This is a genomic window from Oceanobacillus caeni (assembly GCF_019037185.1).
Classification (GTDB): domain Bacteria; phylum Bacillota; class Bacilli; order Bacillales; family Amphibacillaceae; genus Oceanobacillus; species Oceanobacillus caeni.
Genome location: NZ_JAHHXM010000024.1, coordinates 1 through 24,832 on the forward strand (window position 1 = coordinate 1; position 24,832 = coordinate 24,832).

Below are 24,832 nucleotides of genomic sequence, written 5' to 3' on the forward strand. Positions count from 1 at the left end.
TTGATAAATTAAGTGTAAAAGAATATGAAGACCCTTTTAAGGGTGGCAAGAAATACTAACACTCCTTCAGGGGTTAGTAAAAGAGGCAACGACAATGAGGCTTGAATGCTATATGAAAGCCAGCGCCTTGAGACGCTGGTCGGTAGTATAGGCTTATAGCCGTTGTGCAAACCACCCGTTGGACGGGTGGTCATGATTTTAATCATCCTATAGTGATTCTTTCTTTAGGGTAGCGGAAGGTTCTGTTCTTCTTATTGGATTTAAACATAATTAGAAATGTAAAAATCCCAACCCTACCAATAAGCATTAATACCATAAGAATAATCTTAGTCGTTGTACTTAAATCAGGTGTAATCCCCATCGATAAGCCAACCGTACCAAATGCCGAAGTGACTTCAAAAATGATTTGGATCAACGAATATGGTTCCAGCTTTGAAATTACTAGTACGGATAGGAAACTAATAAACCCCGCCATAATTGTTACGGTTATTGCTTTAGACAAATCCTCTTCATAAATCTCCCTATTAAAAATTCGTATATTTTTTTCACCACGTACGGAAGCAATAATATAGATAATTACTAACGCAAATGTCGTCGTTCGAATACCACCGCCAGCACTACTTGGTGAAGCCCCGATAAACATTAAAAAGGACATAAAAAGCTGGCTTTCTTCCGTAAGGGAACTTACATCCATTGTAGACAATCCAGCACTTCGTGTTGTTACAGATTGAAAAAGAGAATAAAAAAAGGACTCATGCCAATTTTTATCAGCAAGATAATGGTTCATATCCAATAAATATATTCCAACTGCTCCCACTACAACTAAAATAAAAAATGTTATTGTCGTAATTTTCGTGAACAGACTAAATCTTTGAGTTTTTCTATGCTCTTTTTTCGCAAAAATGTATTTCTTAACTTCAATTAAAACAGGGAAACCTATCGCCCCTAGAATAATTAGTAACATATTAATAAATTGAACAAAGTAATCATGGTTATACGGTATAAGTGATGAACCAGTTAAATCAAATCCACCATTCGTTATCGCGCTTACCGTCCCAAAATAACCATGAAAAAAAGCTTCTTTAGGAGATGGAAAGTATTGTAAGAAATAAGTACCTAGAACTAAAAAAGCAATCAACTCAATGATAAGTAATACATAAATGATTTGTTTGATAAGACGTACCATTCCTTGGAAACTTGTTTGATTTTGGTCTGTCATAATTAATCTGCGTTCTTTTAATCCAATTTTTTTCCCAATTAATAACCAAATAAGTGTTCCAATAGCCATAATACCAACGGCACCCAACTGTAAAATACCTGTTAGTATAAAAATACCTGTTACACTTAATGAATCTACTATGGATATAGTGCTTAGACCTGTTACACTAACTGCACTGACCGCAACAAATAAAACATCAATGAGCGGAATATGAACCCCATCCTTATGGGATATCGGTAAAGATAATAAAATTGTTGCAATGATCACAGTTAATATGTAATAGGTAATCAATATTTGTACCGGTGTAAGTTTATTAATCCAATGAAAACGACTGTGATGTAATTTCATGATATGCTCCTAGCCCTTTATTTTTTCTTTTCCAAATTCCCTTTAAACAATACATTGATATTTTCACCTATTTTATTAATCCCAATAATTTTTGATTTAAAAAGAACAGGTTCATTCTCTATTTTACTTATTTTTACCTTTAACAAGAGTTCTTCTATGTTCATTACTTTTTCAAAATAGGTGGTATAATCTTTACTTACAAAAGCTTCAATTAACCACTGATTTGGATAATAATCATCTTCCTTATTTATAATAAGGCCATCTAATAATTTTATTTCCTTTTGCTCTAGATTATTTGGTAGAACGAATAACATTTTTAACTTAAATGTCTTCATTAGAATTCATCATCTCCAGTTACTTCTTTAATAGTTAAAGTCTACCAAAATTTATTTGAATTACAACAGATAAATTATTTTAAGAAAAAATATATTAAAGAAGACTTTTTAGTGAGGTCCTCCATCTCCATTAAAAAAATTCAGAGAATCCCTCTGAATTTTTTCAGTTAAACATTAATGGTTCCACATGGTCAATATTGACAAGTTTGTTATTTACAAGAAACTTTGCTCTTACATATAAATTACACTCACCCTTTACATCTATTGGAGATAAGATTTTTGACTCTTGATAATAAATATTACCTTTATTCAGCTTCTTTTGAATTAAACTTCCTGTAAAATCATGGTTTTTATCAAGCAAAGAAACAGAAATTAATGGGGTTTGATGTAAAATTTCCACCGCACCTTCTCCTATGTATTGCAGGGAGTGATGTACTTCTATACCACTCTTTTCCCTTTCCACTTTCATATGTATAACAAAGTCATTGGCCTTTTTTTCGATTACTTTTTCTTTCTCTAAAACCCCTTCTTCTTCCCCGTATAGAGAAATTAGCATAAAAATTGAAGCAAATATAAGAAAACAAATAACCCCTATCTTTTTCAACCCTATTGTCCCCACCTACTTTCCCCTATCTTAATACGATTGAAAAGACAAAATGTTTCATTTTTTTATTTTAACATGGTTCAGAAGGAAAAATGTAGAAGTATATTTCAATAACATATAACAAAAACTACACTTGATAATTTTTTAAAGGAGAGGATCCCTTTGACTGTAGGAACTCAAGTTAAACAAACAATTGCTGGTTTGAAAAGTGCTCAAGCAAGTTTTGAACAATTTGCATTACAAACAGATAATAAACAAGCCAAACAGATTTATCAGGCTGCAGCCCAACAAACTCAGGCTATTGTAGATAGTGTACAACCTAGGATGCAACAGATTGAACAAGAAGAACCTCAATATAAACAATAAACTCAATTTATATTAAAAGGGGCTGGATGTTACCAGCCTCTTACATATTCTTGAAAAAAGGACTGAAGAAAATGAAAAAAATTTATAAAACGATTTTTATTATAATAACTTGTTTTATTCTTTTTGGATGTCAAAATAACTCTCCTGTAAAAAATACCAATAACCATGATCAAAAAGTAGAGGTTAAAAATATTTCTTCAAGCCAAATGATAGATCAAGAACCTTCTAATGAAGCAAAAGAAATATTAAAAAAACATAATGAAGTTACTGGGATAAAAGCTGCAAATACTGATAAAGATTTAATTATTGCAGTAGAAATAGAGCACAATAAACGATTTCAATTAAAGAAAATAAAAAAAGAGTTAACAAAAGAAGTAAAAAAACATTTTAAAGACTTTCATGTTGAACTTACGGTAGATAAGAAAATATTTTTGGAATTAGATGAACTGGAAAAGAAAATCGAATCGGATAAAATCGAACCAACTAAATTAAATAAAGAGATTGATCGTATTACTAAATTATCTAAAGAGAAAACATAATAAGAAAAGAAAATCTTTAAGAAAGAGGGATTAAATTGTCTGATAAGAAGAAAAAAAAATTACCTCCTCAAGCCCAGGAATATCAATCATTTCAGCAAGATAGGGAAGTAAAGCGGCCTATTTTCAAGAATTGTATAAAAGCCTTTTTAGTCGGAGGAACCATTTGTTTAATAGGACAATGCATAACAACGTTTTATATTTACTTTTTTGATTTTACCGAACAAACAGCAGGAAACCCGACTGTTGCCACGTTAATATTTATTACGATGCTATTAACTGGTTTTGGCGTGTATGATCACATTGGGCAATTTGCCGGTGCAGGTACCGCTGTTCCCGTAACAGGGTTTGGTAATGCTGTTATTTCCTCTGCTATCGAACACCGTACAGAAGGTTTTATATTAGGTGTTGGAGGAAGCATGTTAAAGTTAGCTGGACCTGTTATTGTTTACGGTGTTTTTTCTGCCTTTATTGTTGCACTGATTAAAACCATTCTTATTCAATGGGGTGGATTATAATGCTCACTGGACATCAAACTTGGATTTTTCATAATAAACCTAGAATTATTGAAACTGGTACGGTTGGCGGACCTTTTGAAGCACAAGGAAATATTCCATATGCCTTTGACATTTTGCATGAAGATATGTGGATTAATCAAGATTCATTTGAAAAGGCGCATCAAGTTTTAATGGAACAAGCTTGTCAAGTTGCTATTAAAAAAAGTTCTATTGAGAAAGAACAGGTCGATTTTTTTATAAGTGGAGACCTTATCAACCAAATTACTCCGACTACATTTGCTGCTCGGACAATGGGACTCCCCTATTTAGGTTTATTTAATGCATGTGCTACTTCTACGGAAAGTTTAGCATTATCCGCTGCCATTATTAATGGGAATGGAGCTAATTATATTCTTAGCGGTACTTCTAGTCACAATGCTTCTGCTGAACGGCAATTTCGCTACCCGACAGAATACGGAGGACAAAAGCCACCTACAGCACAGTGGACCGTGACAGGAGCAGGATGTGCATTAGTTGCAAAAGAAGGAAATGGTCCTATTATTACATCAGCGACCATTGGTAAAGTAGTCGATTTAGGAATGACAGATCCATTTAATATGGGTGGAGCCATGGTACCTGCTGCAGTCGATACAATTGAAACACATTTGAAGGAAAGAAATATTGATCATTCTTATTATGATCTTATCATTACGGGAGATTTGGCTCGTATCGGGAGAGAAGTTTCATTGGATCTTCTTCATAAAAGAGGAATTAATATTCCAGAAGAAAAATACGTCGATTGTGGACTAACCATTTATAAAGAGGATCAACCAGTTTTTGCAGGAGGAAGTGGACCTGCTTGTTCGGCAATAGTAGCTTACGGACATTTTGTAAAAATGATTAGAGAAGGAAAAATAAATCGTATTTTAGTAGTAGCTACCGGTGCCCTACATTCGCCACTTAGTGTCAATCAAGGCGATTCCATACCTGGTATCGCACATGCAGTTTCTATCGAGTCAGGAAGTGATGTTTTATGATTTTCCTTTGGTCATTTATTATCGGGGGACTTATTTGTGTGATTGGACAAATTATGTTTGATGCATTTAAATTAAGTCCCGCACATACTTTAACTACCCTTGTTGTAATCGGTGCTGTTTTAGATGGGATTGGCTTATACGAACCTCTAATTGATTTTGCTGGAGCAGGCGCGACAGTTCCAATTACAAGTTTTGGTAATAGCTTGGTTCACGGTGCTATGGAAGAAGCTGAGAAGCACGGATTAATCGGTGTCGTAACAGGAATGTTTGAAGTTACAAGCTCAGGTATATCTGCAGCAATAATATTTGGAGTTATTGGTGCATTACTATTTCGTCCAAAAGGCTAGATTTATTATTTTTTAAGGGGAGTATTCATTTATGACAGTAGGTTCAGAAGTAAAAGGATGTTATGCATCTGTTAAAAATATAGAAGCAACACTTCAAATTCTTGCAAATAAAGCACAGGATGTAGATTCCCAACAAGCATTTAATGAAGCACAGCAAATCATTTCTGAAGTTAAAGAAAGTTTGAACCAACAAGTTATTCACCTCACACGTGAAGAACCACAATACAATAAGTAATTATAAAAGGAAAGGATAGAAACGTCATATGCCGGATTTTCCTGAATGGTTAGAGGTTATATTAAGGTCGCTTATTCTTATGGTTGTTTTATTCACGATTACGAAAATACTTGGATCAAAACAATTGTCCCAAATGAATGTTTTTGAATATGTAACAGGGGTTGTGTTAGGTGGAATTGTTGCTATTCATACATTTGATCCTAATTCTCATATTATTTATGCCATTATCGCAATGCTTATTTGGTTTTTTGTTCCATATGCCGTTCAGAAAATCGCATTAAAAAGTAAAGTTTTCCGTAATTTCACATATGGCAAAAGTACTGTTTTTATTCAGGACGGGAAAATAATGGAGGATAATCTAAAAAAACAAGGCTATTCTACAGATGATTTACTAGAAAAACTTCGAGACAAAGATGTATTTCTTGCTACTGACGTGGAATTTGCTGTATTGGAGCCTGATGGAACTCTAAATGTCTTGCCAAAAAGAGAAAATCGTCCATTAACAGCCAAGGATCTAGGTATAAAATTAGCACCTCAAAAGGAACCCCAAACGGTTATTATGGATGGGAAAGTATTATATGAATCTTTAGCTAATTTAAACTTAAATTTGGCATGGCTTGAAACGGAATTAGAAAAACTCAACGTAAGCATTGAAAATGTATTTCTCGGCCAAGCAGATACAGATGGACAATTGTATGTTGATTTATTTGATGACACAATAGCAGTGCCTAGTCCAAATGAAAAACCATTATTATTAGCCACCATGAAGAAGTGTCAAGCAGATTTGGAATTGTTTGCTTTGGCCACTGAAAATCCGCAATCTAAAACATTGTATCAAACGAATAGTAAAAAATTACAAGCTGCTATAGATAAAATCGAAAAATATTTGAATTAAACGGGCAGTTGATCTCCCACCTACCTTCTTTGTTTTCCCAGAAGCTTGAACCGCCCTTAGATGGGATGAATACAATGTGGAGAGCAACCATCGTGTCTCTCCACTTTCTATATTAATCATAGAAATGAATTGCTACTTTCCCAATTCCCTGGCATTTTTTGTAAATATTCCATACCATCGTCTCCCTTACATGTTTATATATATATGTATCTATTCAAACTATCAGCCTTTAATACCACTTCTAGTACCTAACCAATAAGGCCTTTCATTTCCGTAACTTAGCATTGGCAAATATCATCAATTCAGAATCTTTTATAAAAACAGCCCCATAATGGAACTGTTTTGGAATGCTTAATATAACTTTCCTTGTTTGTAAAGTACAATGGATAATTTCATTACGGCTTGAATATAACAATTTTCTCTTAAGGAAAAATGATCACTAAAATATTTGGGATAAACAATCTCGAAGGTCTTTTTCATTTTCTCAAATAATTGGTTATTTACTTCATCTTCCGTGTAAAATTTTGTATCTCTTCCTTGCATCCATTCAAAGTAAGAAACAATAACACCACCAGCGTTTGCTAAAATATCAGGGATAATAATTTTTTTCTTCTTATTTAGAAAAAGATCCGCTTTACCCGTTATAGGTGAATTTGCTCCTTCAACGATTACCTTTGTCTTGATATTATTCATATTGTTCATATGAATTTGATCTTCAAGTGCAGCTAAAAAGAGGACATCTACATCTAATGTCAACAAGTCATCCCGAGGCATTATTTTAGCTGATATATTTGCTTTTTCTAATTCCTTCTCATTCTTTGGAAGATCCCCATAATTTCCTTGCGTATAGTTTATTAATTTAGTTATATCCAATCCATCAGAATGAAACAACGTAACATTTCGATCGCTTATAGCAATAATTTTATTTTCTAAATACGGACATCTAAAAGCTTCAGAAGCGATAATGGATCCTACATTTCCGAAACCTTGAATGGCTATGTTTAATGGCTTATTTTTTAAAGCTATAAGTTTGTTAGCATATTGATTATTTTGACTCCCAAGCCAATCTTTATTTTGATTTAAAAAGTCATACAACATGTAGCGAAAAGAGTAATACACGCCTTTACCAGTTGCTGTCTTTCTTCCAAGTGAGCCGCCATTTACAATACTTTTCCCTGTAAAGCTTCCAAGATAACTTTCACCCGGATGAATACTTTTATATTCTGCCATCATCCAATCCATTTCTCTTTCACTAGTACCCATATCCGGAGCCGGAATATCTTTGTCAGGTCCAATAATATCACTAAAATAACGAACATACTTTTTGCAAATTAAATTAAGTTCTTCGTTTTCAAAATTTCTGGGATTAATTATTACTCCACCTTTTGCTCCCCCAAAAGGAACATCATGGACAGCATTTTTCAACGTCATTAATGTTGCTAAATTTATTACTTCATCTTCATTTACTGTCTCATGAAATCGAATACCACCCTTGTAAGCTCCTAAAATATTATTATGTTGAACACGGAAAGCAGGTATTCGAACTATTTCTCCATTGTTTAATGGCAGTCTTAAAAACGATTTATACACATGATTTGGCGTTGAAAGAATAGAACGAATGGACCGTAACGCTTTTTCCCTCTCTTCATTCTGTAATTCCGGCAAAAAAGAACTATCCTCAAATAAAGCATCAAGTGATTCATGAACAATGGATCCCGTATTTTTTGACATTTTTCACTCTCCTATTAGTCTTGTTAACATTTATATGTTTCAAAGGATTAGATTATCCTAATAGGAATACAGCTATAGCTGTTGAAACAATCAAGCCAATAATTACTGGTAAAAAGTTTTTCCGTACTAAATCCATTACGGAAACTCCACATAGTCCCGCTATGGCGATTAAAGATGACCATGCTATGATGGTTCCTCCTCCAGTCCAGATTGCACCCATTTGACCAATTGCTGCTAATGTTGTTGCATCGATAGAACCATTCTCCAAACTTGCTGCAAGCGCACCAGTTAATGGTAAACCAGAAAAACCAGATCCATCTAGCCCAGTAATAATACCTATAATTAAGATACTAAACCCAGCAAAAAATGCACTCTGTGGTAGGAATTCTTGCGTGGCTTCAACTAATCCAAATAATAAAGAAGGCCCATTTTCCACTCCCAATATAGCTCCGGAAAAGTCCCCACTACCTAGAAAGAAGAAACCTGCAATCGGGATGACAGGCCCCATCGCTTTGAATGCAAATACGAAACCGTCCGTAATATGATTACTAATATAATTTAATGCTTCTGATTTACCGAAAGCAAGAGTTGACATTAGCAATAAAATAGCAGCTACACCACCAACAAAAGCAGCTCCATCTCCTCCTACTAATCCTCCATTACCGGAAGAAAGCTTATTCACTAACATAACAATAAGCACTAAGAGAAGAGCAATTGGTACAAATATTGCAAAAACCTTACTCCATAATTTAAGATTCACAGTCTTAGCCACATTTTTTGTTTCGTCCGATGTTTGCAAATTTCTTAATTCATTTTGAATATTTTCATTGTCCTTCGATCGGATTTGTTTTCTATAGAAAAGATAAGCTAATCCTAATGCTAAAACTCCAGAAATTAGCGATAAAATAAGAGCTTTATCCGCAACTATGGATGTATCTAATCCGCCAGATGCAGCCGAGAGACTTGGGGCAACTTGAACAATATAGTCAGAAGATAAGGCCATTCCCTGTCCTGCTATGGCAATAGATACTGCAGCAATAATTGCTGGTAATCCCGCACGAACTGCTGCCGGTACTAATAATGCACAGATTAACGGGACAGCCGGAGTTGGCCAAAAGAATAAGGATATGACATAAGTGACAACCGCCAACACAAAGAAAGAAACATGACCATTGACCATTAATTTTTGAATGGGCTGAATCATTCGTTTATCCGCACCTAAATCCCGTAGTGAATTAAGGAGTGCAAGCATGAACATAATAATTAAGAAAATGTTAAATAACTCTTGAGCTGCAACTAAATTGGCTTGGAAAATGGCTTTAAATCCACCAATGATGTCCCCCGTAAAAACCCATGCAATAATAAAGGTTCCTAAAATCGTTGGTAAAACAACGCCTTTTCTAAATATCATGGTAACGATAATAACTATCGTAAATATACCGTATAGCCAGTGAGCTAAAGTTAAATCCATTTAATCCCCTTCCTTTCCTTAATGTGCTATAGCCTATGCGTAAATAAATCAAAACGCTACAGTCCAATAAGGAAGGAAATCATGTTTAACAAAAAAAGAACAACCAGTGTAAACAACTAGATGTTCTTTCTCCATTTAATTGCCTGTAAAGTTTTCTGCAGACTCTGTAGAATATATCGTTACAATCATTTGACCGTTGCTAGCCTTCGCACGGATTAGAATAGGATCATTATATAAATTTTTAAATACAAAATCTGGTCCCCACCAACTTACGGTAGCATCTCTTCCAGGCGGAACATATGGTACTCTCTTACTATGAGCATAACGTTCAACTATTTGTATACCTTTTAAATCAACAGCATTAAAAAGTGTGGAAGATACTTGGCAAATTCCCCCTCCAATATCCTCCGATAATTCTCCTCTCACAATGACAGGTGCACGTTTATACCCTTTCTCTTTTGTTCGCTCACCAACAATGTCATTAAAGGAAAAAGTCTCTCCTGGAAAAACAACAATATTATCAATTGCCTCTGTAGCCAATGAAATATTATGAGACCTTTCTTTATTACTACTACTAAATGAAGTAACGTAGCTTCCTAACTTTTTTGCACTAATTTCCTTTAGTAACCCACTATCCACTTTAGGATATATTTCTCTTAAAGGAACTTTAAACTTTTTATCGGTAGAACTATAATAATGAGTAAGAAAATTCTCCAGAAACTTATTTCTATCCAACGTTAGCCCATACTTCCCCTCGATTATTTCATTGCTTTTCCCAAATTTTGCATTCGTTGGTTCTTTATAAACTTTAGACTCTAAGTTCTCCATTAATAATTCCAGTTTATTCATATCCAAAAAAATAGAATCAAAGTTAGTCAATTCATACTGATGAATTTCCGCTTTTTCTAACCATATTTCATTATTCTTTTTTAACTCAAAGTCTTCTGAATCCGATGCGACAGGATGACCAACTAAAGCAAAAATAAAAGCTAAAAACAACATCTTTTTCACCTCACATTTATTATGAGGCAAAATAACAGAAACATGTAAAAAGAAAAACGCAATCGCCCATTTAGCACCGTATGGAGTGAGTCTTCGTAAAAAAAGCCACTTAGCTAAATTAGCTAAATGGCTTTATTCCTAATAGAAGTCTCTTTTGTCTTCTAAACAATCACTTGCTACTCTATACCCTACCAATGCAACAAGCACAAGTAATATACCGTATAAGAAGTTTTTCATTTAAAAATTACCTCCCCTTTTAGAGCAATACTTTTTTAAACTTTATACCATCAAACAATTGTCTACCTTCTTATTAAAAAGGACGGAATTTACCTTTTTTCACTACTGTTTTTGCTCCACCGACTAGGAACAATGTACGGTCATCAACGACTTTCTTCATAGCTGCAGCAGATTTACCTTTTATTTTAGTTCCTTGGAAGATATTTCCGATTCCATCAGTCAAACCAAGTGAAGCAACGGTACCTTTATCACTGAAGACAAAGTCTTTTAACGGTGCATTATGAATTAATGCCGCAATGTTTTCAGCTGCTACAACACCTTCTTGAGTTGCTAATTGGCCAGTTGGAGGATAAGGTCTTCCCGTTTCTTTGTTCATTACCCATGAACAATCTCCTAAAGCAAAGATATCTTCTTCCCCTTGGATACGAAGATCTGCATCAACGTTCACTTTACCTTTCACTAATTCAAAGCCAGATTTACCTAGTACTGGACTACCCGTTACGCCACCAGTCCAAACAACCGTTCCACCTTTGATTAATTCTTTATCTTCACCAACAATGAATCCTTCAGGTGTACATTCAGAAATTGCAGCACCCATACGGAATTCTACACCGCGAGATTCAAGTGATTGAATAGCGTAAGATACTAAATCTTTATCGAACATAGGTAATATAGAAGGAGCTGCTTCCACATTAATAATACGTACTTTGTTACGTGGAATATCATGTTTCTTACATAGTCTTGGTACTTCTTCTACTAGTTCACCAACAAACTCGATTCCAGTGAAACCGCCTCCACCGACTACTATGTTCAAAGCCTCGTCATCAGTGATTTCTCCCGCACTATATTTTGCGAACTGATATTCAATATGCTCTGCAATTAAGCGACTAGAATCTATATCTTGAATGAAGAATGCATTTTCTTCCATTCCTTTAATTCCAAATGTATTTGTTACAAATCCTAATGCGATAACTAGATAATCATAAGTAACTTCGCTATTTTCTAGGACAACGCGTTTTTCATCTTTATTAATTTCAACAACTGTATCGTAAACTAAACGAACACGGTTTGGATTTACTACATCGCTAATCATAAAACGAGCTTGGTTAGGAGTAAGAGTTCCGGCTGCTACTTCATGTAACCAAGTACTTTCGTAGTGATAATTGTGTTTATTAATAAGAACAATTTCTGCTTCTTCTTGTGATAATTTTTTGGTTAGGTGTCTTACTGTAACTAGTCCTGCATAACCAGCACCTAGTACGACCACTTTAGGTTTACTCATTTAAAACATCACCTTTCTTAATCTTTAATATGTACTTTTAGTAAAGTTAAATGTATAAGGTTTCACACATTTATCTCTACGTAACATTAAACCTCTTATACAATAAAAAGTAAAGTATAATCAAGTGAAACTTATCAGAACCCCACTAGCCACCCCATCACAACTCACAATTCTTAATTGAATCGAATTTCTAACTAGGGACTTACAACATAGAACGTGCTAATTCCGCCGAGACTACATTTTTTGATGATGGAACTTAGTAGTTAGGGTCCCAAGAGTTGCATTTTAATAAGCCAGCTAGTTAAGATATGATTAATTCACATCTAATATAATACCAAATTTTTCACCAATAGGCTAATAAAGAAGACTTCCATCAGTGGGGGGGTTACACGTGATAAACGAGTGTTTTCTCAGTGAATTTCCAAAAAAAGATTAAAAAACTTGGTGTTCGCTATTAGGTTGAGCGAACGCCAAGTTTTCTAATTGTTGCATTTGTTCTTTCCATTCTTCTACTTGATCTCTAATGTCTTTCGCTTCTTGATCGATTTCCTCAAGTTTATTTGTACGAAATTCACTGATAATATCTAACTTATTACGATATTCTTCAATAATGAGCTCAGACACTTGATCAACAATTGATTGATCAACGAATTTTTCCAAACTTAGAATTTGAACGGCTTGGTCATATCTTGATTTTTCCGTTTTAATAACTTCTCTAATTTGGTTTAAGTCCTCATCAAATCGATTATATTCATCTAATATTTCCCATGGCCCTGGTGCTTTGGTATGAGCAAGAGCTAAATCAATGTAGTTTTTTAGCCATTTCTCACCAATGATATTCTTTAACTCTTCTTCATTTTTTACGGAATAGTAGGATCCTTTTCCTAAAATGGAAAGTTCCTTCAGCATATCCCCTGCATCTTCATCAACTTCAAGGCCGATAATATGAACGGATCTATCTACATTTTTACTCATAAACGTTTTAATTTCCTTAACTGGATCTCCATTACATGTTTCCGCACCGTTACTTATCACATAAATAGAAACTTCTTCATCTTCCTCTCCGCTAATTTCTTCCGCCTTTTTCAAAGCTTGTGACAACGGAGATTCACCATTACCTTCTATCGTTCTTAATGATTGTTTGAATTGCTCTTCATCAAAGGCCCCCATCGGATACATTTCTTCAACCGCATTACAGGCTTGTACATGATCGGTTTCCGAATTATTATTTTTATGACCGTAGACAATTAAGGAAACCTCATTATTTTGGCCAATTATTTTTGCAAATCGAGTAATAGAATTTTTAATGGTTTCTAATGTTAACTGACCATCTTGCGATAAAAGCATGCTAGATTTTGCATCTAATAGAATGATAGCCTTTCCACGATTAGACTGCACATCATTATTATCTTCCTCACTAACGCTTGGCATAAATGGTTTATCAAATCTTGGCTCAAAATTCTCTGCTCTATTAATTATTTCTTTATAATTAGGGGAACGGAGTAATTGAACGATTTTATTATAAATCTCCGTTGAATCCGCTGTTTCATTAGTTAATTTTTCTAGTTCCTCAATCATTGCTTTTATTTGATTAGAATTTAGTGGTTCAATAGCCGAATTCTCTACCTCAAATTGGGGCGTAGCATCTTGTACTAATGATCCTGATTTTTGTTCTTTCATCTGTTCTAAAGAATTTATTTTAGAAACTGACTCACTTTCTGAGGAAGTCTCTATACCCGGGTCATTCTCATGCTTCTCTTCATTTACTTGTTCATTGCCTTTTTCTTCTTTTACCTCGGTTTGATTATTATTAGTTTCGTTATTTGGATTTTTGATTACGGTATTAACTTTTTCTCCATTGTTACATGCACCTAAGAATAATAAACAGATGATACAGATGGATACCATTTTTTTATTAAACATTTTCTCCCTCCAATAAAGAAGACTTCCGTCAGTGGGGGGTTCCTTCATCCCACTGATGATTAGTCGCACTTATCGAACCTTTACGGGCAGTCAGTCCCCCACCTACCTTCTTGGTTTCCCTAGAAGCTTAAGGTAGGATAAAATCCCACAGTCTAATAAGTCTGCAAACTATGTTCTTGTCCAATATTACCTAACTACTAAAAATGTTGCAACCACAGTAATAAGGACTAGTTGTCGAAATAAGTCTAAATATACTAGAAGGATTAAAATTAGATTGAGAAAGAATACATTACTACATTATTATAAGTGAAATGAACAAGCATTATGACTATTTTCTATAGGTTGAAAATAACCAAGGTCAGCTCCCTTATTTTTTCTTAAATTCCATTTTCCAACTATAGTAATCGTTGTCTGCATTTTTTTCATAGCTTAAATACGCATTAAATTTTTTACCATTTTTACTCGTTAATCCTTTTACATATGCTTTATTATTTTTCAGAATTTGCTTTACCATCGTTTTTGTTGGCTTCTTTTTCATCGTTTGTAAAAATTTATCATTCTTCCATATGATAAATTTACATCCATTCTTCCAATTACTACATCCAAATCCTTTATATCCATCAATAATTTCATTTCCACATTCTGGGCATTTACCAAGTACTTCATTAGTCACCTTTTTACTTTTCACTTCATGAATGATTATGTCTTCAGCACTTTTAACTGTTTCTACGGAATTTATGGTAAATTGGAAAACGGTGCTTAAAAATTCCTGTTTACTCGCCTTCCCTCTTTGAATGTCTGAAAGAACTTTTTCTAATCTACCAGTAAAGTCCAAATCAAATAATTGTTGAACTGGAAAAGTTTCTACCAATTTCACACCGAGTTCCGTACAGCTTAAATTTTTCCCAGAATTAGAAATATACCCTACATCTTTTAATTTTTTAATCGTTTCAGCTCTTGTTGCCGGGGTTCCAATGCTAAATCCTTTCAAAATACTGCCAAGAAGTTCGTCACTTTCCTCTTTCAAGTTTTTTCCACATGTCTCCATTACACGAAGAAGTGTTTTCTCTGTATGGGGTTTTGGTGGTTTTGTGACATGATTGGTAACCTCTGAATGTTTTATATGCACCTGTTCATTTAATTGTACATGTGGTAATAAGGTATCTTTTGATTCCATTTTTTCTACCTTTTTCCATCCATCTATAAGTTGTACCCTTCCTTTTGAGTGAAAATCTCCATTCAATGGACTGGAATCAACTTTCATGGTTAAAGTCGTTTCTTCATATTCCGCGACGGGCATAAACTGCATGATAAAACGATTTAATATAGCAGAATAAACGATAGATTCATCTTGTGTCATACGTTTAGGCTTTAGATAAGTAGGAATAATGGCGCTATGACTTTCCACCTTAGCATTGTTAAAAATTCTCTTTGATTTGACAAATTTTATTTCATCTTTATATGGCAAATTTTCTGTATGTACTTTTAAAACTTGAGCGGTCTTTCCTACTAAACTTTCTTCTAGTGCGATGCTTGCTGTCCGCGGATATGTGATTAACTTCTTTTCATAGAGTGATTGTGCTACTTTCAAAACTTTATCAGAGGTCCAACCTTTATATTTATTCGTTATATGTCCTTGTAAATTGGAAAGATTAAATAGAAATGGCGGAAACTCTTTCTTCCTCTGTACTTGTTTATCTACAATAGTAGCTTGTCTACCTAGAAGATTTCTTTGTATTTCTTCTAAATACTCCCTGTCTTTAAACTTATCTTCTTTTTTCTCCCTATAAATTCCTTTATATTCTTCACTATTATTTGTCTGAAAAGTGGCTTCTAATTTAAAGTAGTTTTCTGGGACGAATTTTTCAATTTCTTTATCACGATCATAAATAATCTTTAACGTGGGTAACAATACTCGACCAATATTTAGTGCTTTTCCTCTGCCTTTTTGATATTTCAATGTTGCTACAGAAGTTAAGTTTATTCCAATAACCCAGTCCGCCCATTGTCTACTTATCCCAGCATCTCTTAGGGCTTTCATCGCTTGATTTGGTTTTACTTTTGCCAATCCTTCTATTACTTCATTCGGTGTCCATTCATTTAATAGTAAACGATATACCGGTTTGGACTGTCTTCCCCCACGGTATATAATACTATCGCCTATTAACTGTCCTTCTCGGTCATAGTCACACGCTGAAATAATTGCTTCTACATCTGTTCTATGTATTAATTGATGGATTAGTTTTAATTGTTTATTTGCTCCACTATCTGGTTTTTCTCTATCTCTTGGATTACTTTTCACCTTATATTTAAATTCATTAGGGATAAATGGAAAGTTTTCCATTTTCCAGCGAGCCATTTTGCTATCATAATCCTTTGCATCATAAAGCTCTACCAAGTGGCCGAATGCCCAGGTCACTAAATAGCCATTGCCTTCAAAATAGCCGTCCTTTTTCGATTTTATTTTTAAAGCATCCGCTATATTTTTAGCAACAGAGGGTTTTTCTGCGAGTATTAATTTCATAAGTATCACCTGATTCTATTATTTTTATGGATTTAAAAGAGAGGACTTTGGAAGATTCCATGAAGATATTCAGATAAATTTACACACCATTCTATCATATTTTAGGATAGGATAATATTTTAGTAGATATATCTTTAATATAATGAGGAAGAAGGGAAATGAATAATCATATCCCTTCTATAATTTATTTCCTATTCCAGAAGCGTTGTTTTGCGATTGCTTCGACAAAATCATTTCCGAAGTTTGGATTATTTGAGGCAAATACTACTTCATCTAAATTGTTTTTATCAGATGGTTGAATATAAGACTGAGCAGTCGTTGCAATACCAATTGGTTTATAGTGTTTATATTGTTCATTTATAAAATGCATAACACTCTGGTTGAATTTTTCTTGATTTTTAGTATTTCCTCCAACGACATAGATAGAGTCAAACAAAACAGGATATGTTGAGGTAAATATTTTATCAACGTTAATTTTTGTGCCATCATCCCCTATAACTGTACCTAGATTTTCACTTACAATGTCCACCCAAACCCCATATTTGCGTAATACATTAAGCGCATTAGTTACCTCTTGCCCGTTAAAACCATTACCAATCAAAACAGCAACTGTTCGGGTATATGCATAATACTTCGTCCGAGTAAGAGCGGGGGAACTTTTAGTAACCGGTACATTGGTCCCGCTTGGACGTTCAACACCAATATTATCTGCAATTTGACATGCCATCCCTTTGTCAACGTTGACAAACATATCCACAACTTGTTGCCTAACAGATTTACTTTTTACATATCCAAGGTGAAAAGTAAAGGTTTCTACAATATGCTGTTTTTCAACTGGGTTCATACTATTCCAAAAAAGTCTTGGTTGTGAAAAGAAATCATAGAACGATTCACCTGGACGTTCTCTCGTCTTGTGTCCTTCAACTTTCTCCGGATAATGTGCATACCCACCTTCTTCGGGAGGGGTCTCTGCCGGCGTATTATTAGCTAGTGAATTTTTATGATAATTTACGGAATCAACATCAATCCGATGACGCGCAACTCCTTGGCGTTGGTTAAAGTTTCTTTCAACGATAGGCTGGTTGACCGGTATATTATTTATATTTGCCGTACCAAGTCGATGATAATCTGTATCTCGGTAGGCAAATGATCTACCTTGTAGGACAGGATCATCGGTGAAATCAATTCCTGGAACAACAGTTGCTGGATCAAATGAAGACTGTTCCTCTTCTGCAAAATGGTTATCAACTAGACGATTTAACGTCATTTTACCGATTATCTCAACAGGAATGACCTCTTCCGGCCAAAATTTTGTATCATCCAGAATGTCAAATTCATACTTAAATTCATCTTCTTCTGCAATCAGTTGCACACCTAGTTCATATTCGGGGTATGCTCCACGCTTAATAGCCTCATGTAAATCCCTGCGATGGAAGTCCGGATCGACCCCTCCAATGGTATTCGCTTCATCCAATAATAATGAATGGACACCAAGCACAGGCTTCCATACATATCTAACAAATGTTGATTTGCCCTGTTCGTTGATAAATCGGAACGTATTAACTGGCCAAGCTTCCATCATCCGCCAGCTTCTTGGACGGCCCCGATAGGACATAAGCCACATAATAAAATGGGCAATTTCCTGATTATTGGAGATATAATCCCAGGCATTATCGTGCGCAACAGTTGCTTGTGGGACACCTGTCCTTGGATTCGGTTTGACCGCATGGGTAAAATCGGCAAATTTCATGGCATCCATAATAGCGAAGATAGCAAATGAGAGTGCCAGCATATCATAATTTCCTTCTTGTGTGTAAAACTTGGTTGCAAAACCACGTATATCAATGGCTGTATCCTTGGACCCTTTACTCCCTATAAAGTTGGAAAATCGGACAAATACAGGTGTTTTAGTGCCAGGTTCTTGCAAAAAGTGTGCTCTTGTTACATGTTTCATGGATTTGTATAACTCAAATTCCCCATATGCTCCGTCACCTCTTGCATGAACAACTTTTTCTGGTATCCGTTCCCGACTAAAATGTGACTGTTTTCTGTAAAAATGGAAGTCCTGAAATAATGTCGGCCCCCGCTTTCCGGCTCTTAAGGACCACCGATCGTTCGAAATTTTAAACCCAGCGTCATCTGTCATTTTCTCGCCTTTACCTGTGTTTTTCTCTCTATACTGTTCCAACTGCTCCTGTTTTTTATCTTTATCAAACTTATTGTTATCTCTTGGTGACTTATCCATGTATTCTATCATCCTTTCTTATAAAAAGCTTTAAACTTAAACTCGATATTTATATGTATATGACTATTCCGCAAAATTAGAACATTAGGGGGAAAATGTGGATTTTACAGAATTGGCTGATTATATTATCATTAATTTATACAAAAAAGGGGTGTTTCATATGGACTACAATATAATAGAAGAAATCGTTACAAAAATTTACCAAGCTCGTGAAACAAAAACTCCAATTGAGTTTATTCGAAATGATTATACTTTAGATGAAAATACTGCATATGCTGTTCAAGATGAGTTAATGAAGAGAATTCAAGAAGTACATAACGAGGAAATTATCGGATATAAAATTAGTATGACAAGTAAAGAAACACAGGCTATAGCAAATACTCATGAACCGGCATACGGAACATTACTCACTTCCAATATTGTCGAATCCGGTAACAATATTTCCTTATCTAATTTATTTGCACCATTAGTTGAGCCAGAATTAGTGTTTATATTAACAGAGGATTTATCCCCTACTGCAACAGAAGAAGAAATTCTTAATAAGAGTAAGATAGCAGCTGGACTTGAGATTCCTGATTCACGCTATATAGATTGGTTCCCTAACTTCTCTTTAGCTGACCTACTTTCCGATGATACAGCAACAGGACTTGTGGTTGTTTCTGAAGGAGTTACGCCACCTTCATTGGATGAATTAGCTAATATTAAAATGGAACTGTTCCACAATGGTGAAAAAATTAGTGAGGGTGTTTCTTCAGCAGTGTTAGATAATCCGGTATCTGCTGTAGCATGGTTAGTTAAAAAGCTTGCTAGTCATCATAAAACACTAAAAAAAGGAATGATGATTTCTTCTGGAACCTTTATTTCACCTTTACCTGTACAAGTTGGTAAATACGAAGCGTCTTACTCCTCCATCGGAAAATTAGAAGTCACCTTTTCATAACAAAGGCGTAAGTGCCCTTACAGGCTAAAAACGCGACGTCCTGACGCAACTCCTGTGCTTCGTAGCAACATACAAACTGCACTCCGCAATAACAGGTGGTCCGATTGCCGGGCGCTTCGGGGACGCGGCCTGGGATAGTGGAAAAACCCCTTTTTATGAGACTAGTTTTCTTGCCCTTACTCTCTTTTGCCTTATCCATATACTATTATTGTAAATGGAGGTGAGATTATGAGTTACAGCGGCGGTTATGGCGGAAGTAGTAGCTTCGCGTTAATTGTAGTTCTATTTATCCTTTTAATTATCGTTGGAACTTCCTATGTTGGTGGTTACTAGTATGTAATAAATACGGGGATGCGACTTCAGCATCCCCGTATTTTTTTATTGTTGTGGGGAAGACGGGGTAGAAATACTTGCTAGCGCTTGTCCAGCTTCATCAGCATGTTGATTCTGAACTGCTAAATCTCCTAATGCTACCATTCCAACTAACTGACCATTTTCCTCAATTGGCAATCGACGAATTTGTTGCTGTGACATTAACTCTGCAGCCTGGTCTGCATCCATATCTGGAGTACCTTTTACCATTTGTTGCGCTGTCATTACTTCGGAAACCGGCGTTTGTGCATTTTGTCCTTGTGCTGTTGTACGTAAAGTGATATCACGATCCGTTACAATCCCTACCATTTGACCTCCACTGTTAACAACAGGTACCGCTCCAATATTGTACTGGCTCATAATAGCAGCTGCCTCTTGTACCGATTGTGATTCATTTACGGTCATTACATTTTGCGTCATCATATTTCTTAATTGTGTCATGTAAGTATTACCTCCTTCACCCTTAGAGTGGTTTAATTTTTCCTAGTTATACCTCCTTTTCATTAATACGTGATAAAGCCATCAGTGGGGATCTCCCTTCATCCCCCACTAATAATTAGTCGCACTTATCGTCTTTACGGGCAGTAAAACTCCTACCTCAAGCTTCTAGGGATAAAAGTTTTCCGGAATAAATTCCCATTGCTATTTTTAAAAAAGTTACCTAAAATAAGAACATACGTTTCATAACTTTAGGCGGTGAAGATGATGGATTACTCTCCTTATCCTCGGAATGATGTATTATGTATTGATATGCGTTCATTCTATGCTAGTGTAGAAGCAATTAAATTAGGACTTGATCCAATGACTACCTTACTCGCAGTAGTTGGGGATCCTAATCGTTCGGGCAGTATTGTACTGGCTGCTTCTCCAACTTTGAAAAAAAAGTATAGTATCAGCAATGTCAGCCGCTACTTTGAACTACCGAAAGATCCAGATATTCATATTGTTCCTGCACATATGGCAGATTATCTCCATGTTTCTATTGAAATCACAAAATTAATTAACCAATATGTTCCGAAAGAAGCCATCCATCAATACTCTGTGGATGAAGTTTGGGTTACTGTAAATGGATTGAAAAAGCTTTTCGGTGATCGTTGGGAAGTAGCAAAAAAGATCAAACAAGATATTTTCGATCATTTTGGAATCACTTCTTCTATTGGAATTGGTGATAATAAGTTTCTTGCTAAGGTAGTGATGGATATTCATGGGAAAAAATCCGGGATTGCCGAATGCAAATATGAAGATGTAGAAGAAAAACTTTGGCCCTTTCCTGTTGAAGAAATTTGGGGAATTGGTAGCAGAATGAAACGCAATCTCAATCGAATGGGCATTGTTACTCTCGGTCAACTTGCCAATTATAGTTTAGACCACTTAAAAAGTCGCTTTGGGATTATGGGGGAACAGTTATACTTTCATGCTTGGGGAATTGATTTAAGTCCCGTGTATGGAAACTTTACGAAAACAGAACAAAAAGGGTTTGGTCATGGAATTGCTTTATTACGTGATTATACAAAGGAAGAAATTTCTACATGTATTCTTGATTTATGTGAAGAGGTATGCCGAAGAGCCCGAACTGCTGACAAGGTAGGAAAAACCATTCACCTAGGCATCTCTTATTCCAAAGATACAGGTGGAGGCGGATTTTCTCGTTCCAAATCAATCGAGATTCCGACAAATGTGACAATGGATGTTCATCATGTTTGTATGCAGCTTTTTCATCAATTTTACGATGGCTTTAGTAATATTCGTCATGTCTACGTTACGTTAGATAACCTCTCTAATAAAGCAGAAACCCAACTCGATTTATTTGAAGACCGTTCAAAAAAGACGGATATTGGATATGTCATGGATGCGATTCGTGACAAATATGGTTCTACTGCTATTCTTCGTGCTTCTAGTTATACAGCTGCTGGCGTAACCCTTGAACGTAGTAAAAAAATTGGAGGCCATTTTGCATGATTAGAAACTCGGTATTGGATATACCAAAAATAGACAAACCATTCATAGATGACTTAACATAGTAAATACCATGGGAAGAAATTTAAGATTCCACGTCCTCACAGAAGGTATAGAAAAGAACTAACAAATCTATTAAAAAATCTGATTAAAGGAGGATTTAAATGTATGAATTAAAGACAAAAGAAAATGATAATAGTGTAATTGAGTTTATTGAACAAGTCGAGAATTCAAAAAAACGTGAGGATGCCTATCGTTTGCTAGATATCTTCACAGAAACGACCGGATACAAAGCAAAAATGTGGGGAACCAGCATCATTGGCTTCGGATCTTATCATTACAAATATGCAACCGGCCATGAAGGCGATGCACCTTTAGTTGGCTTTTCACCGCGCAAAACCAATTTTAGTTTATATTTTGCTACCGGAGATACTGAACGTGATATGTTACTACAGGAATTCGGAAAACATAAAGCAGGGAAATCTTGTGTATATATAAATAAAATCGCCGACATTGATGTGGAAGTGTTAAAGAAATTAATCCAACAATCTATTCGATTTCTAAGGGAAATGTATCCCGATACAAAGTAACATCTCTCCAATTCAACTAGTTGTACAAGTCCAAATCATTATGTAAGATAGATGAAGAATTAAAATTTAAAATCCATAATGAAAAAATGTTGGATTGTAAGGAAAGCGTGTTTAATATGGGATTCATCATTATTGAAGTATGTGATTACAATATACTCTCTTCTGAAGAATTAGAGGAAGTATTTAACCGTCCCGAAGTTGCCGTCATGAGTTATGAATGCATGAATTATTGTGGAATGTGTGCAATGAGACCATATGCCATGGTAAACGGAAAACGGGTATTCGGCAAAACAACAGAAGAATGTATTGAAAAGATAAAAAAAGAAGTAGAGAAGGAACTTGAAGAACTTGAAAATTTTTAAATAGAAAAGAACAGATACACCGTGTACCTGTTCTTTTATATACCCTATTCCGTTAATAGTGGATAGTATCCTTCTTCATTATGCGTTTCCGTCCCTACCAAAGGTGGATTAAATACGCAAATCATTTGCATTCTCTTTCTAACACGTACTATGTGTTTATCATTCTGATCTAATAAATACATCGTATGTGGTTTAAGTTGCCACACTTCCCCTGTTTCTACCTTTTCAATCTCACCTTCACCTTCAATAAGATAAACGGCTTCAATATGATTTTTATACCAAAAGTAATTTTCTGTTCCAGCTTCAATAACTGTATTCGTCATACTGAAACCTACACCGTCTTTCTTTAAAACAAATCTGCGGCTAGCCCATGTTTCCCCTTTTGTTTCAGCTTCTGTTCCCATAATATCTTCAAGTGATTTTACGATCATATGGTTCATCTCCTTTTCTATTCGTTTTTTATATATCCTACGCGGGAATTAGCTAGATAGAACTTGAGCAATGCTATCGTCTAGAATTGCCATCCCTTTCATTATCCCTTCTTCATCAATAATAAGAGGCGGAAGGAACTTAACAACTTCATCATTAGGTCCAGATGTTTCTAAAATTAGCCCACGTTCAAATGCCTTTGTGCAAATTTTACTAGCGAGGTCATCAACATGAACCGCAATTCCTTGCATTAAACCTCTCCCGCGAGCTTCCCCATTTAATTCAGGATATTTGGCGATTATCTTGTCTATTTTCACTTTATACAATTTTGCTTTATCTTGTATTTCGCTGGAGAATTGATCCGTTTCCCAAAATCTAAGTGCTTCTTTTGCTGCGATAAATGCTAGGTTGTTACCGCGGAAAGTTCCGTTATGCTCACCAGGTCCCCATTTGTCATATTCAGGTTTAATCAGTGTTAGTGCCATTGGTAGTCCAACGCCGCCGATTGATTTAGAAAGACAAACGATATCCGGTTTAATCCCAGCTGGTTCAAAACTAAAGAATGTACCAGTTCTTCCACATCCTGCTTGAATGTCATCGACAATTAATAGAATATCCCAACGACGACAAATACGCTCTATTTTCTTCAGCCAGTCCATACGCGCAGCATTAATTCCACCTTCTCCTTGCACCGTTTCTAAAATAATCGCTGCAGGTAATGCAACACCGCTACCACTATCTTCTAGAAATCTTTCAATATATGCAATAGAGTTTTGATCTTCCACATAATCATCAAAAGGCATGGATACCGTATGGTGGAGCGGTACACCAGCACCATGGCGTTTAAAAGAGTTACCTGTCACAGATAATGATCCGATTGTCATTCCATGAAACGCGTTTGTAAAACTTATTACCGTATCGCGCCCTGTAACTTTCCTAGCTATCTTCAATGCACTTTCTACTGAATTGGTTCCAGTTGGGCCAGGAAACATAACTTTATAATCGAGGTTTCGAGGTGTAAGTATGATTTCTTGGAAGGTTTCTAAAAATTCTTTTCTTGGAGTTGTTCCCATATCGAGGCTATGAAGGATCCCATCTTGTTGAATATATTCAATAATTTTTTCCTGCATTTTCGTATCATTATGCCCATAGTTTAATGTACCTGCCCCAGCAAAAAAATCGATATATTCTTTTCCATCTACATCCCATAGTTTATATCCTTTTGACTTCTCAAATACTGTAGGCCAACCACGACTGTAGCTCCTAACAGCAGATTCCAATTTCTCAAATGTTTCCATCTTATTATTGTTTATTACAGCAGTCGTCATTATCATTATCTCATCCTTTTC

At 35.3% G+C, this 24,832-nt stretch carries 25 protein-coding genes; 12 read left to right on the plus strand and 13 right to left on the minus strand.

What is annotated here, in order from left to right:
• Positions 1 to 202: 202 nt before the first annotated feature.
• The 3 genes from KM885_RS12460 to KM885_RS12470 form a co-directional block, all read right to left on the minus strand.
• On the minus strand, positions 203 to 1,567 hold the full coding sequence (locus KM885_RS12460; RefSeq protein ID WP_047185459.1) for a TrkH family potassium uptake protein: 1,365 nt from the start codon (positions 1,565 to 1,567) through the stop codon (positions 203 to 205).
• 17 nt (positions 1,568 to 1,584) lie between these two features.
• Positions 1,585 to 1,902 (minus strand): YwpF family protein, encoded by a 318-nt coding sequence (locus KM885_RS12465; RefSeq protein WP_052771726.1) that lies wholly within the window; start codon positions 1,900 to 1,902, stop codon positions 1,585 to 1,587.
• 163 nt (positions 1,903 to 2,065) lie between these two features.
• Positions 2,066 to 2,521, minus strand: a complete 456-nt coding sequence (locus KM885_RS12470; protein WP_047185458.1) for a hypothetical protein — start codon at positions 2,519 to 2,521, stop codon at positions 2,066 to 2,068.
• Positions 2,522 to 2,668: 147 nt separating this feature from the next.
• On the opposite strand from KM885_RS12470, the gene KM885_RS12475 reads away from it, so the two are divergent.
• The 7 genes from KM885_RS12475 to KM885_RS12505 all read left to right on the plus strand — a co-directional run bounded on the left by KM885_RS12475 (position 2,669) and on the right by KM885_RS12505 (position 6,419).
• The gene (locus tag KM885_RS12475; RefSeq protein WP_047185457.1) at positions 2,669 to 2,872 is read left to right on the plus strand and encodes a DUF1657 domain-containing protein; all 204 of its coding nucleotides are present in this window, start codon (positions 2,669 to 2,671) and stop codon (positions 2,870 to 2,872) included.
• Positions 2,873 to 2,943: 71 nt separating this feature from the next.
• On the plus strand, positions 2,944 to 3,411 hold the full coding sequence (locus KM885_RS12480) for a hypothetical protein (protein WP_047185464.1): 468 nt from the start codon (positions 2,944 to 2,946) through the stop codon (positions 3,409 to 3,411).
• 35 nt (positions 3,412 to 3,446) lie between these two features.
• Positions 3,447 to 3,926 carry a stage V sporulation protein AC gene (gene spoVAC, locus KM885_RS12485; RefSeq protein ID WP_047185456.1) on the plus strand — a complete coding sequence of 160 codons (480 nt, stop codon included), beginning with the start codon at positions 3,447 to 3,449 and terminating at the stop codon, positions 3,924 to 3,926.
• The gene (gene spoVAD, locus KM885_RS12490; protein ID WP_060669348.1) at positions 3,926 to 4,942 is read left to right on the plus strand and encodes a stage V sporulation protein AD; all 1,017 of its coding nucleotides are present in this window, start codon (positions 3,926 to 3,928) and stop codon (positions 4,940 to 4,942) included. The genes spoVAC and spoVAD overlap by 1 nt, the downstream gene beginning before the upstream one ends.
• Entirely contained in the window at positions 4,939 to 5,289 is a 351-nt protein-coding gene (gene spoVAE / locus KM885_RS12495; protein WP_047185454.1) for a stage V sporulation protein AE, read from the plus strand. The genes spoVAD and spoVAE overlap by 4 nt, the downstream gene beginning before the upstream one ends.
• A 31-nt stretch (positions 5,290 to 5,320) precedes the next feature.
• A complete protein-coding gene (locus KM885_RS12500) occupies positions 5,321 to 5,524 on the plus strand; it encodes a DUF1657 domain-containing protein (RefSeq protein WP_047185453.1) in 204 nt (67 codons plus the stop codon).
• A 28-nt stretch (positions 5,525 to 5,552) separates the two neighbouring features.
• Positions 5,553 to 6,419 carry a DUF421 domain-containing protein gene (locus KM885_RS12505; RefSeq protein WP_216884077.1) on the plus strand — a complete coding sequence of 289 codons (867 nt, stop codon included), beginning with the start codon at positions 5,553 to 5,555 and terminating at the stop codon, positions 6,417 to 6,419.
• 351 nt (positions 6,420 to 6,770) lie between these two features.
• Here the strand turns inward: KM885_RS12505 and KM885_RS12510 are convergent, their stop codons facing one another.
• The 7 genes from KM885_RS12510 to KM885_RS12540 form a co-directional block, all read right to left on the minus strand.
• Entirely contained in the window at positions 6,771 to 8,150 is a 1,380-nt protein-coding gene (locus KM885_RS12510) for a Glu/Leu/Phe/Val family dehydrogenase (protein ID WP_216884078.1), read from the minus strand.
• Between the two features lie 52 nt (positions 8,151 to 8,202).
• A complete protein-coding gene (locus KM885_RS12515; protein ID WP_047185450.1) occupies positions 8,203 to 9,621 on the minus strand; it encodes a hypothetical protein in 1,419 nt (472 codons plus the stop codon).
• Between the two features lie 135 nt (positions 9,622 to 9,756).
• Positions 9,757 to 10,623 carry a VanW family protein gene (locus KM885_RS12520; RefSeq protein ID WP_047185449.1) on the minus strand — a complete coding sequence of 289 codons (867 nt, stop codon included), beginning with the start codon at positions 10,621 to 10,623 and terminating at the stop codon, positions 9,757 to 9,759.
• A 310-nt stretch (positions 10,624 to 10,933) separates the two neighbouring features.
• Positions 10,934 to 12,142 carry an NAD(P)/FAD-dependent oxidoreductase gene (locus KM885_RS12525; RefSeq protein WP_047185448.1) on the minus strand — a complete coding sequence of 403 codons (1,209 nt, stop codon included), beginning with the start codon at positions 12,140 to 12,142 and terminating at the stop codon, positions 10,934 to 10,936.
• Positions 12,143 to 12,574: 432 nt separating this feature from the next.
• Positions 12,575 to 14,065 (minus strand): vWA domain-containing protein, encoded by a 1,491-nt coding sequence (locus KM885_RS12530; RefSeq protein ID WP_216884079.1) that lies wholly within the window; start codon positions 14,063 to 14,065, stop codon positions 12,575 to 12,577.
• A 367-nt stretch (positions 14,066 to 14,432) separates the two neighbouring features.
• A complete protein-coding gene (locus tag KM885_RS12535; RefSeq protein ID WP_047185446.1) occupies positions 14,433 to 16,589 on the minus strand; it encodes a type IA DNA topoisomerase in 2,157 nt (718 codons plus the stop codon).
• Positions 16,590 to 16,773: 184 nt separating this feature from the next.
• Positions 16,774 to 18,834 (minus strand): catalase, encoded by a 2,061-nt coding sequence (locus tag KM885_RS12540; RefSeq protein ID WP_216884080.1) that lies wholly within the window; start codon positions 18,832 to 18,834, stop codon positions 16,774 to 16,776.
• A gap of 160 nt (positions 18,835 to 18,994) precedes the next feature.
• Between KM885_RS12540 and KM885_RS12545 the strand changes: the two genes are divergently transcribed.
• Entirely contained in the window at positions 18,995 to 19,774 is a 780-nt protein-coding gene (locus KM885_RS12545) for a 2-keto-4-pentenoate hydratase (protein ID WP_216884097.1), read from the plus strand.
• A 228-nt stretch (positions 19,775 to 20,002) separates the two neighbouring features.
• On the plus strand, positions 20,003 to 20,107 hold the full coding sequence (locus KM885_RS12550) for a YjcZ family sporulation protein (protein WP_047185443.1): 105 nt from the start codon (positions 20,003 to 20,005) through the stop codon (positions 20,105 to 20,107).
• 45 nt (positions 20,108 to 20,152) lie between these two features.
• Here the strand turns inward: KM885_RS12550 and KM885_RS12555 are convergent, their stop codons facing one another.
• Positions 20,153 to 20,587 carry a CBS domain-containing protein gene (locus KM885_RS12555; protein ID WP_047185442.1) on the minus strand — a complete coding sequence of 145 codons (435 nt, stop codon included), beginning with the start codon at positions 20,585 to 20,587 and terminating at the stop codon, positions 20,153 to 20,155.
• A 264-nt stretch (positions 20,588 to 20,851) separates the two neighbouring features.
• On the opposite strand from KM885_RS12555, the gene KM885_RS12560 reads away from it, so the two are divergent.
• From KM885_RS12560 to KM885_RS12570, 3 genes are all read left to right on the plus strand, one after another.
• Positions 20,852 to 22,105, plus strand: a complete 1,254-nt coding sequence (locus KM885_RS12560) for a DNA polymerase IV (protein ID WP_047185441.1) — start codon at positions 20,852 to 20,854, stop codon at positions 22,103 to 22,105.
• A 161-nt stretch (positions 22,106 to 22,266) separates the two neighbouring features.
• On the plus strand, positions 22,267 to 22,692 hold the full coding sequence (locus KM885_RS12565; protein WP_216884081.1) for a DUF1801 domain-containing protein: 426 nt from the start codon (positions 22,267 to 22,269) through the stop codon (positions 22,690 to 22,692).
• 116 nt (positions 22,693 to 22,808) lie between these two features.
• Complete coding sequence (locus tag KM885_RS12570) at positions 22,809 to 23,054, plus strand: YuzB family protein (protein WP_047185439.1); 246 nt, start codon at positions 22,809 to 22,811, stop codon at positions 23,052 to 23,054.
• Between the two features lie 44 nt (positions 23,055 to 23,098).
• Here KM885_RS12570 and KM885_RS12575 read toward each other — a convergent pair whose 3' ends face one another.
• Entirely contained in the window at positions 23,099 to 23,485 is a 387-nt protein-coding gene (locus KM885_RS12575; protein ID WP_216884082.1) for an ectoine synthase, read from the minus strand.
• Between the two features lie 48 nt (positions 23,486 to 23,533).
• Positions 23,534 to 24,811, minus strand: a complete 1,278-nt coding sequence (gene ectB, locus KM885_RS12580) for a diaminobutyrate--2-oxoglutarate transaminase (protein WP_216884098.1) — start codon at positions 24,809 to 24,811, stop codon at positions 23,534 to 23,536.
• Positions 24,812 to 24,832: the final 21 nt, after the last annotated feature.

Excerpts from the sequence above, each read along its gene's own strand:
- KM885_RS12545 (WP_216884097.1), top strand. The coding sequence starts at position 18,995 with ATGGACTACAATATAATAGAAGAAATCGTTACAAAAATTTACCAAGCT.
- KM885_RS12575 (WP_216884082.1), bottom strand. The coding sequence starts at position 23,485 with ATGATCGTAAAATCACTTGAAGATATTATGGGAACAGAAGCTGAAACA.
- KM885_RS12525 (WP_047185448.1), bottom strand. The coding sequence starts at position 12,142 with ATGAGTAAACCTAAAGTGGTCGTACTAGGTGCTGGTTATGCAGGACTA.
- KM885_RS12510 (WP_216884078.1), bottom strand. The coding sequence starts at position 8,150 with ATGTCAAAAAATACGGGATCCATTGTTCATGAATCACTTGATGCTTTA.
- KM885_RS12535 (WP_047185446.1), bottom strand. The coding sequence starts at position 16,589 with ATGAAATTAATACTCGCAGAAAAACCCTCTGTTGCTAAAAATATAGCG.
- KM885_RS12500 (WP_047185453.1), top strand. The coding sequence starts at position 5,321 with ATGACAGTAGGTTCAGAAGTAAAAGGATGTTATGCATCTGTTAAAAAT.
- KM885_RS12565 (WP_216884081.1), top strand. The coding sequence starts at position 22,267 with ATGTATGAATTAAAGACAAAAGAAAATGATAATAGTGTAATTGAGTTT.
- KM885_RS12550 (WP_047185443.1), top strand. The coding sequence starts at position 20,003 with ATGAGTTACAGCGGCGGTTATGGCGGAAGTAGTAGCTTCGCGTTAATT.
- spoVAE (WP_047185454.1), top strand. The coding sequence starts at position 4,939 with ATGATTTTCCTTTGGTCATTTATTATCGGGGGACTTATTTGTGTGATT.
- KM885_RS12530 (WP_216884079.1), bottom strand. The coding sequence starts at position 14,065 with ATGTTTAATAAAAAAATGGTATCCATCTGTATCATCTGTTTATTATTC.
- KM885_RS12465 (WP_052771726.1), bottom strand. The coding sequence starts at position 1,902 with ATGAAGACATTTAAGTTAAAAATGTTATTCGTTCTACCAAATAATCTA.
- spoVAD (WP_060669348.1), top strand. The coding sequence starts at position 3,926 with ATGCTCACTGGACATCAAACTTGGATTTTTCATAATAAACCTAGAATT.
- KM885_RS12540 (WP_216884080.1), bottom strand. The coding sequence starts at position 18,834 with ATGGATAAGTCACCAAGAGATAACAATAAGTTTGATAAAGATAAAAAA.
- KM885_RS12560 (WP_047185441.1), top strand. The coding sequence starts at position 20,852 with ATGGATTACTCTCCTTATCCTCGGAATGATGTATTATGTATTGATATG.
- ectB (WP_216884098.1), bottom strand. The coding sequence starts at position 24,811 with ATGACGACTGCTGTAATAAACAATAATAAGATGGAAACATTTGAGAAA.
- KM885_RS12480 (WP_047185464.1), top strand. The coding sequence starts at position 2,944 with ATGAAAAAAATTTATAAAACGATTTTTATTATAATAACTTGTTTTATT.
- KM885_RS12505 (WP_216884077.1), top strand. The coding sequence starts at position 5,553 with ATGCCGGATTTTCCTGAATGGTTAGAGGTTATATTAAGGTCGCTTATT.
- KM885_RS12520 (WP_047185449.1), bottom strand. The coding sequence starts at position 10,623 with ATGTTGTTTTTAGCTTTTATTTTTGCTTTAGTTGGTCATCCTGTCGCA.
- KM885_RS12555 (WP_047185442.1), bottom strand. The coding sequence starts at position 20,587 with ATGACACAATTAAGAAATATGATGACGCAAAATGTAATGACCGTAAAT.
- KM885_RS12515 (WP_047185450.1), bottom strand. The coding sequence starts at position 9,621 with ATGGATTTAACTTTAGCTCACTGGCTATACGGTATATTTACGATAGTT.
- KM885_RS12570 (WP_047185439.1), top strand. The coding sequence starts at position 22,809 with ATGGGATTCATCATTATTGAAGTATGTGATTACAATATACTCTCTTCT.
- KM885_RS12460 (WP_047185459.1), bottom strand. The coding sequence starts at position 1,567 with ATGAAATTACATCACAGTCGTTTTCATTGGATTAATAAACTTACACCG.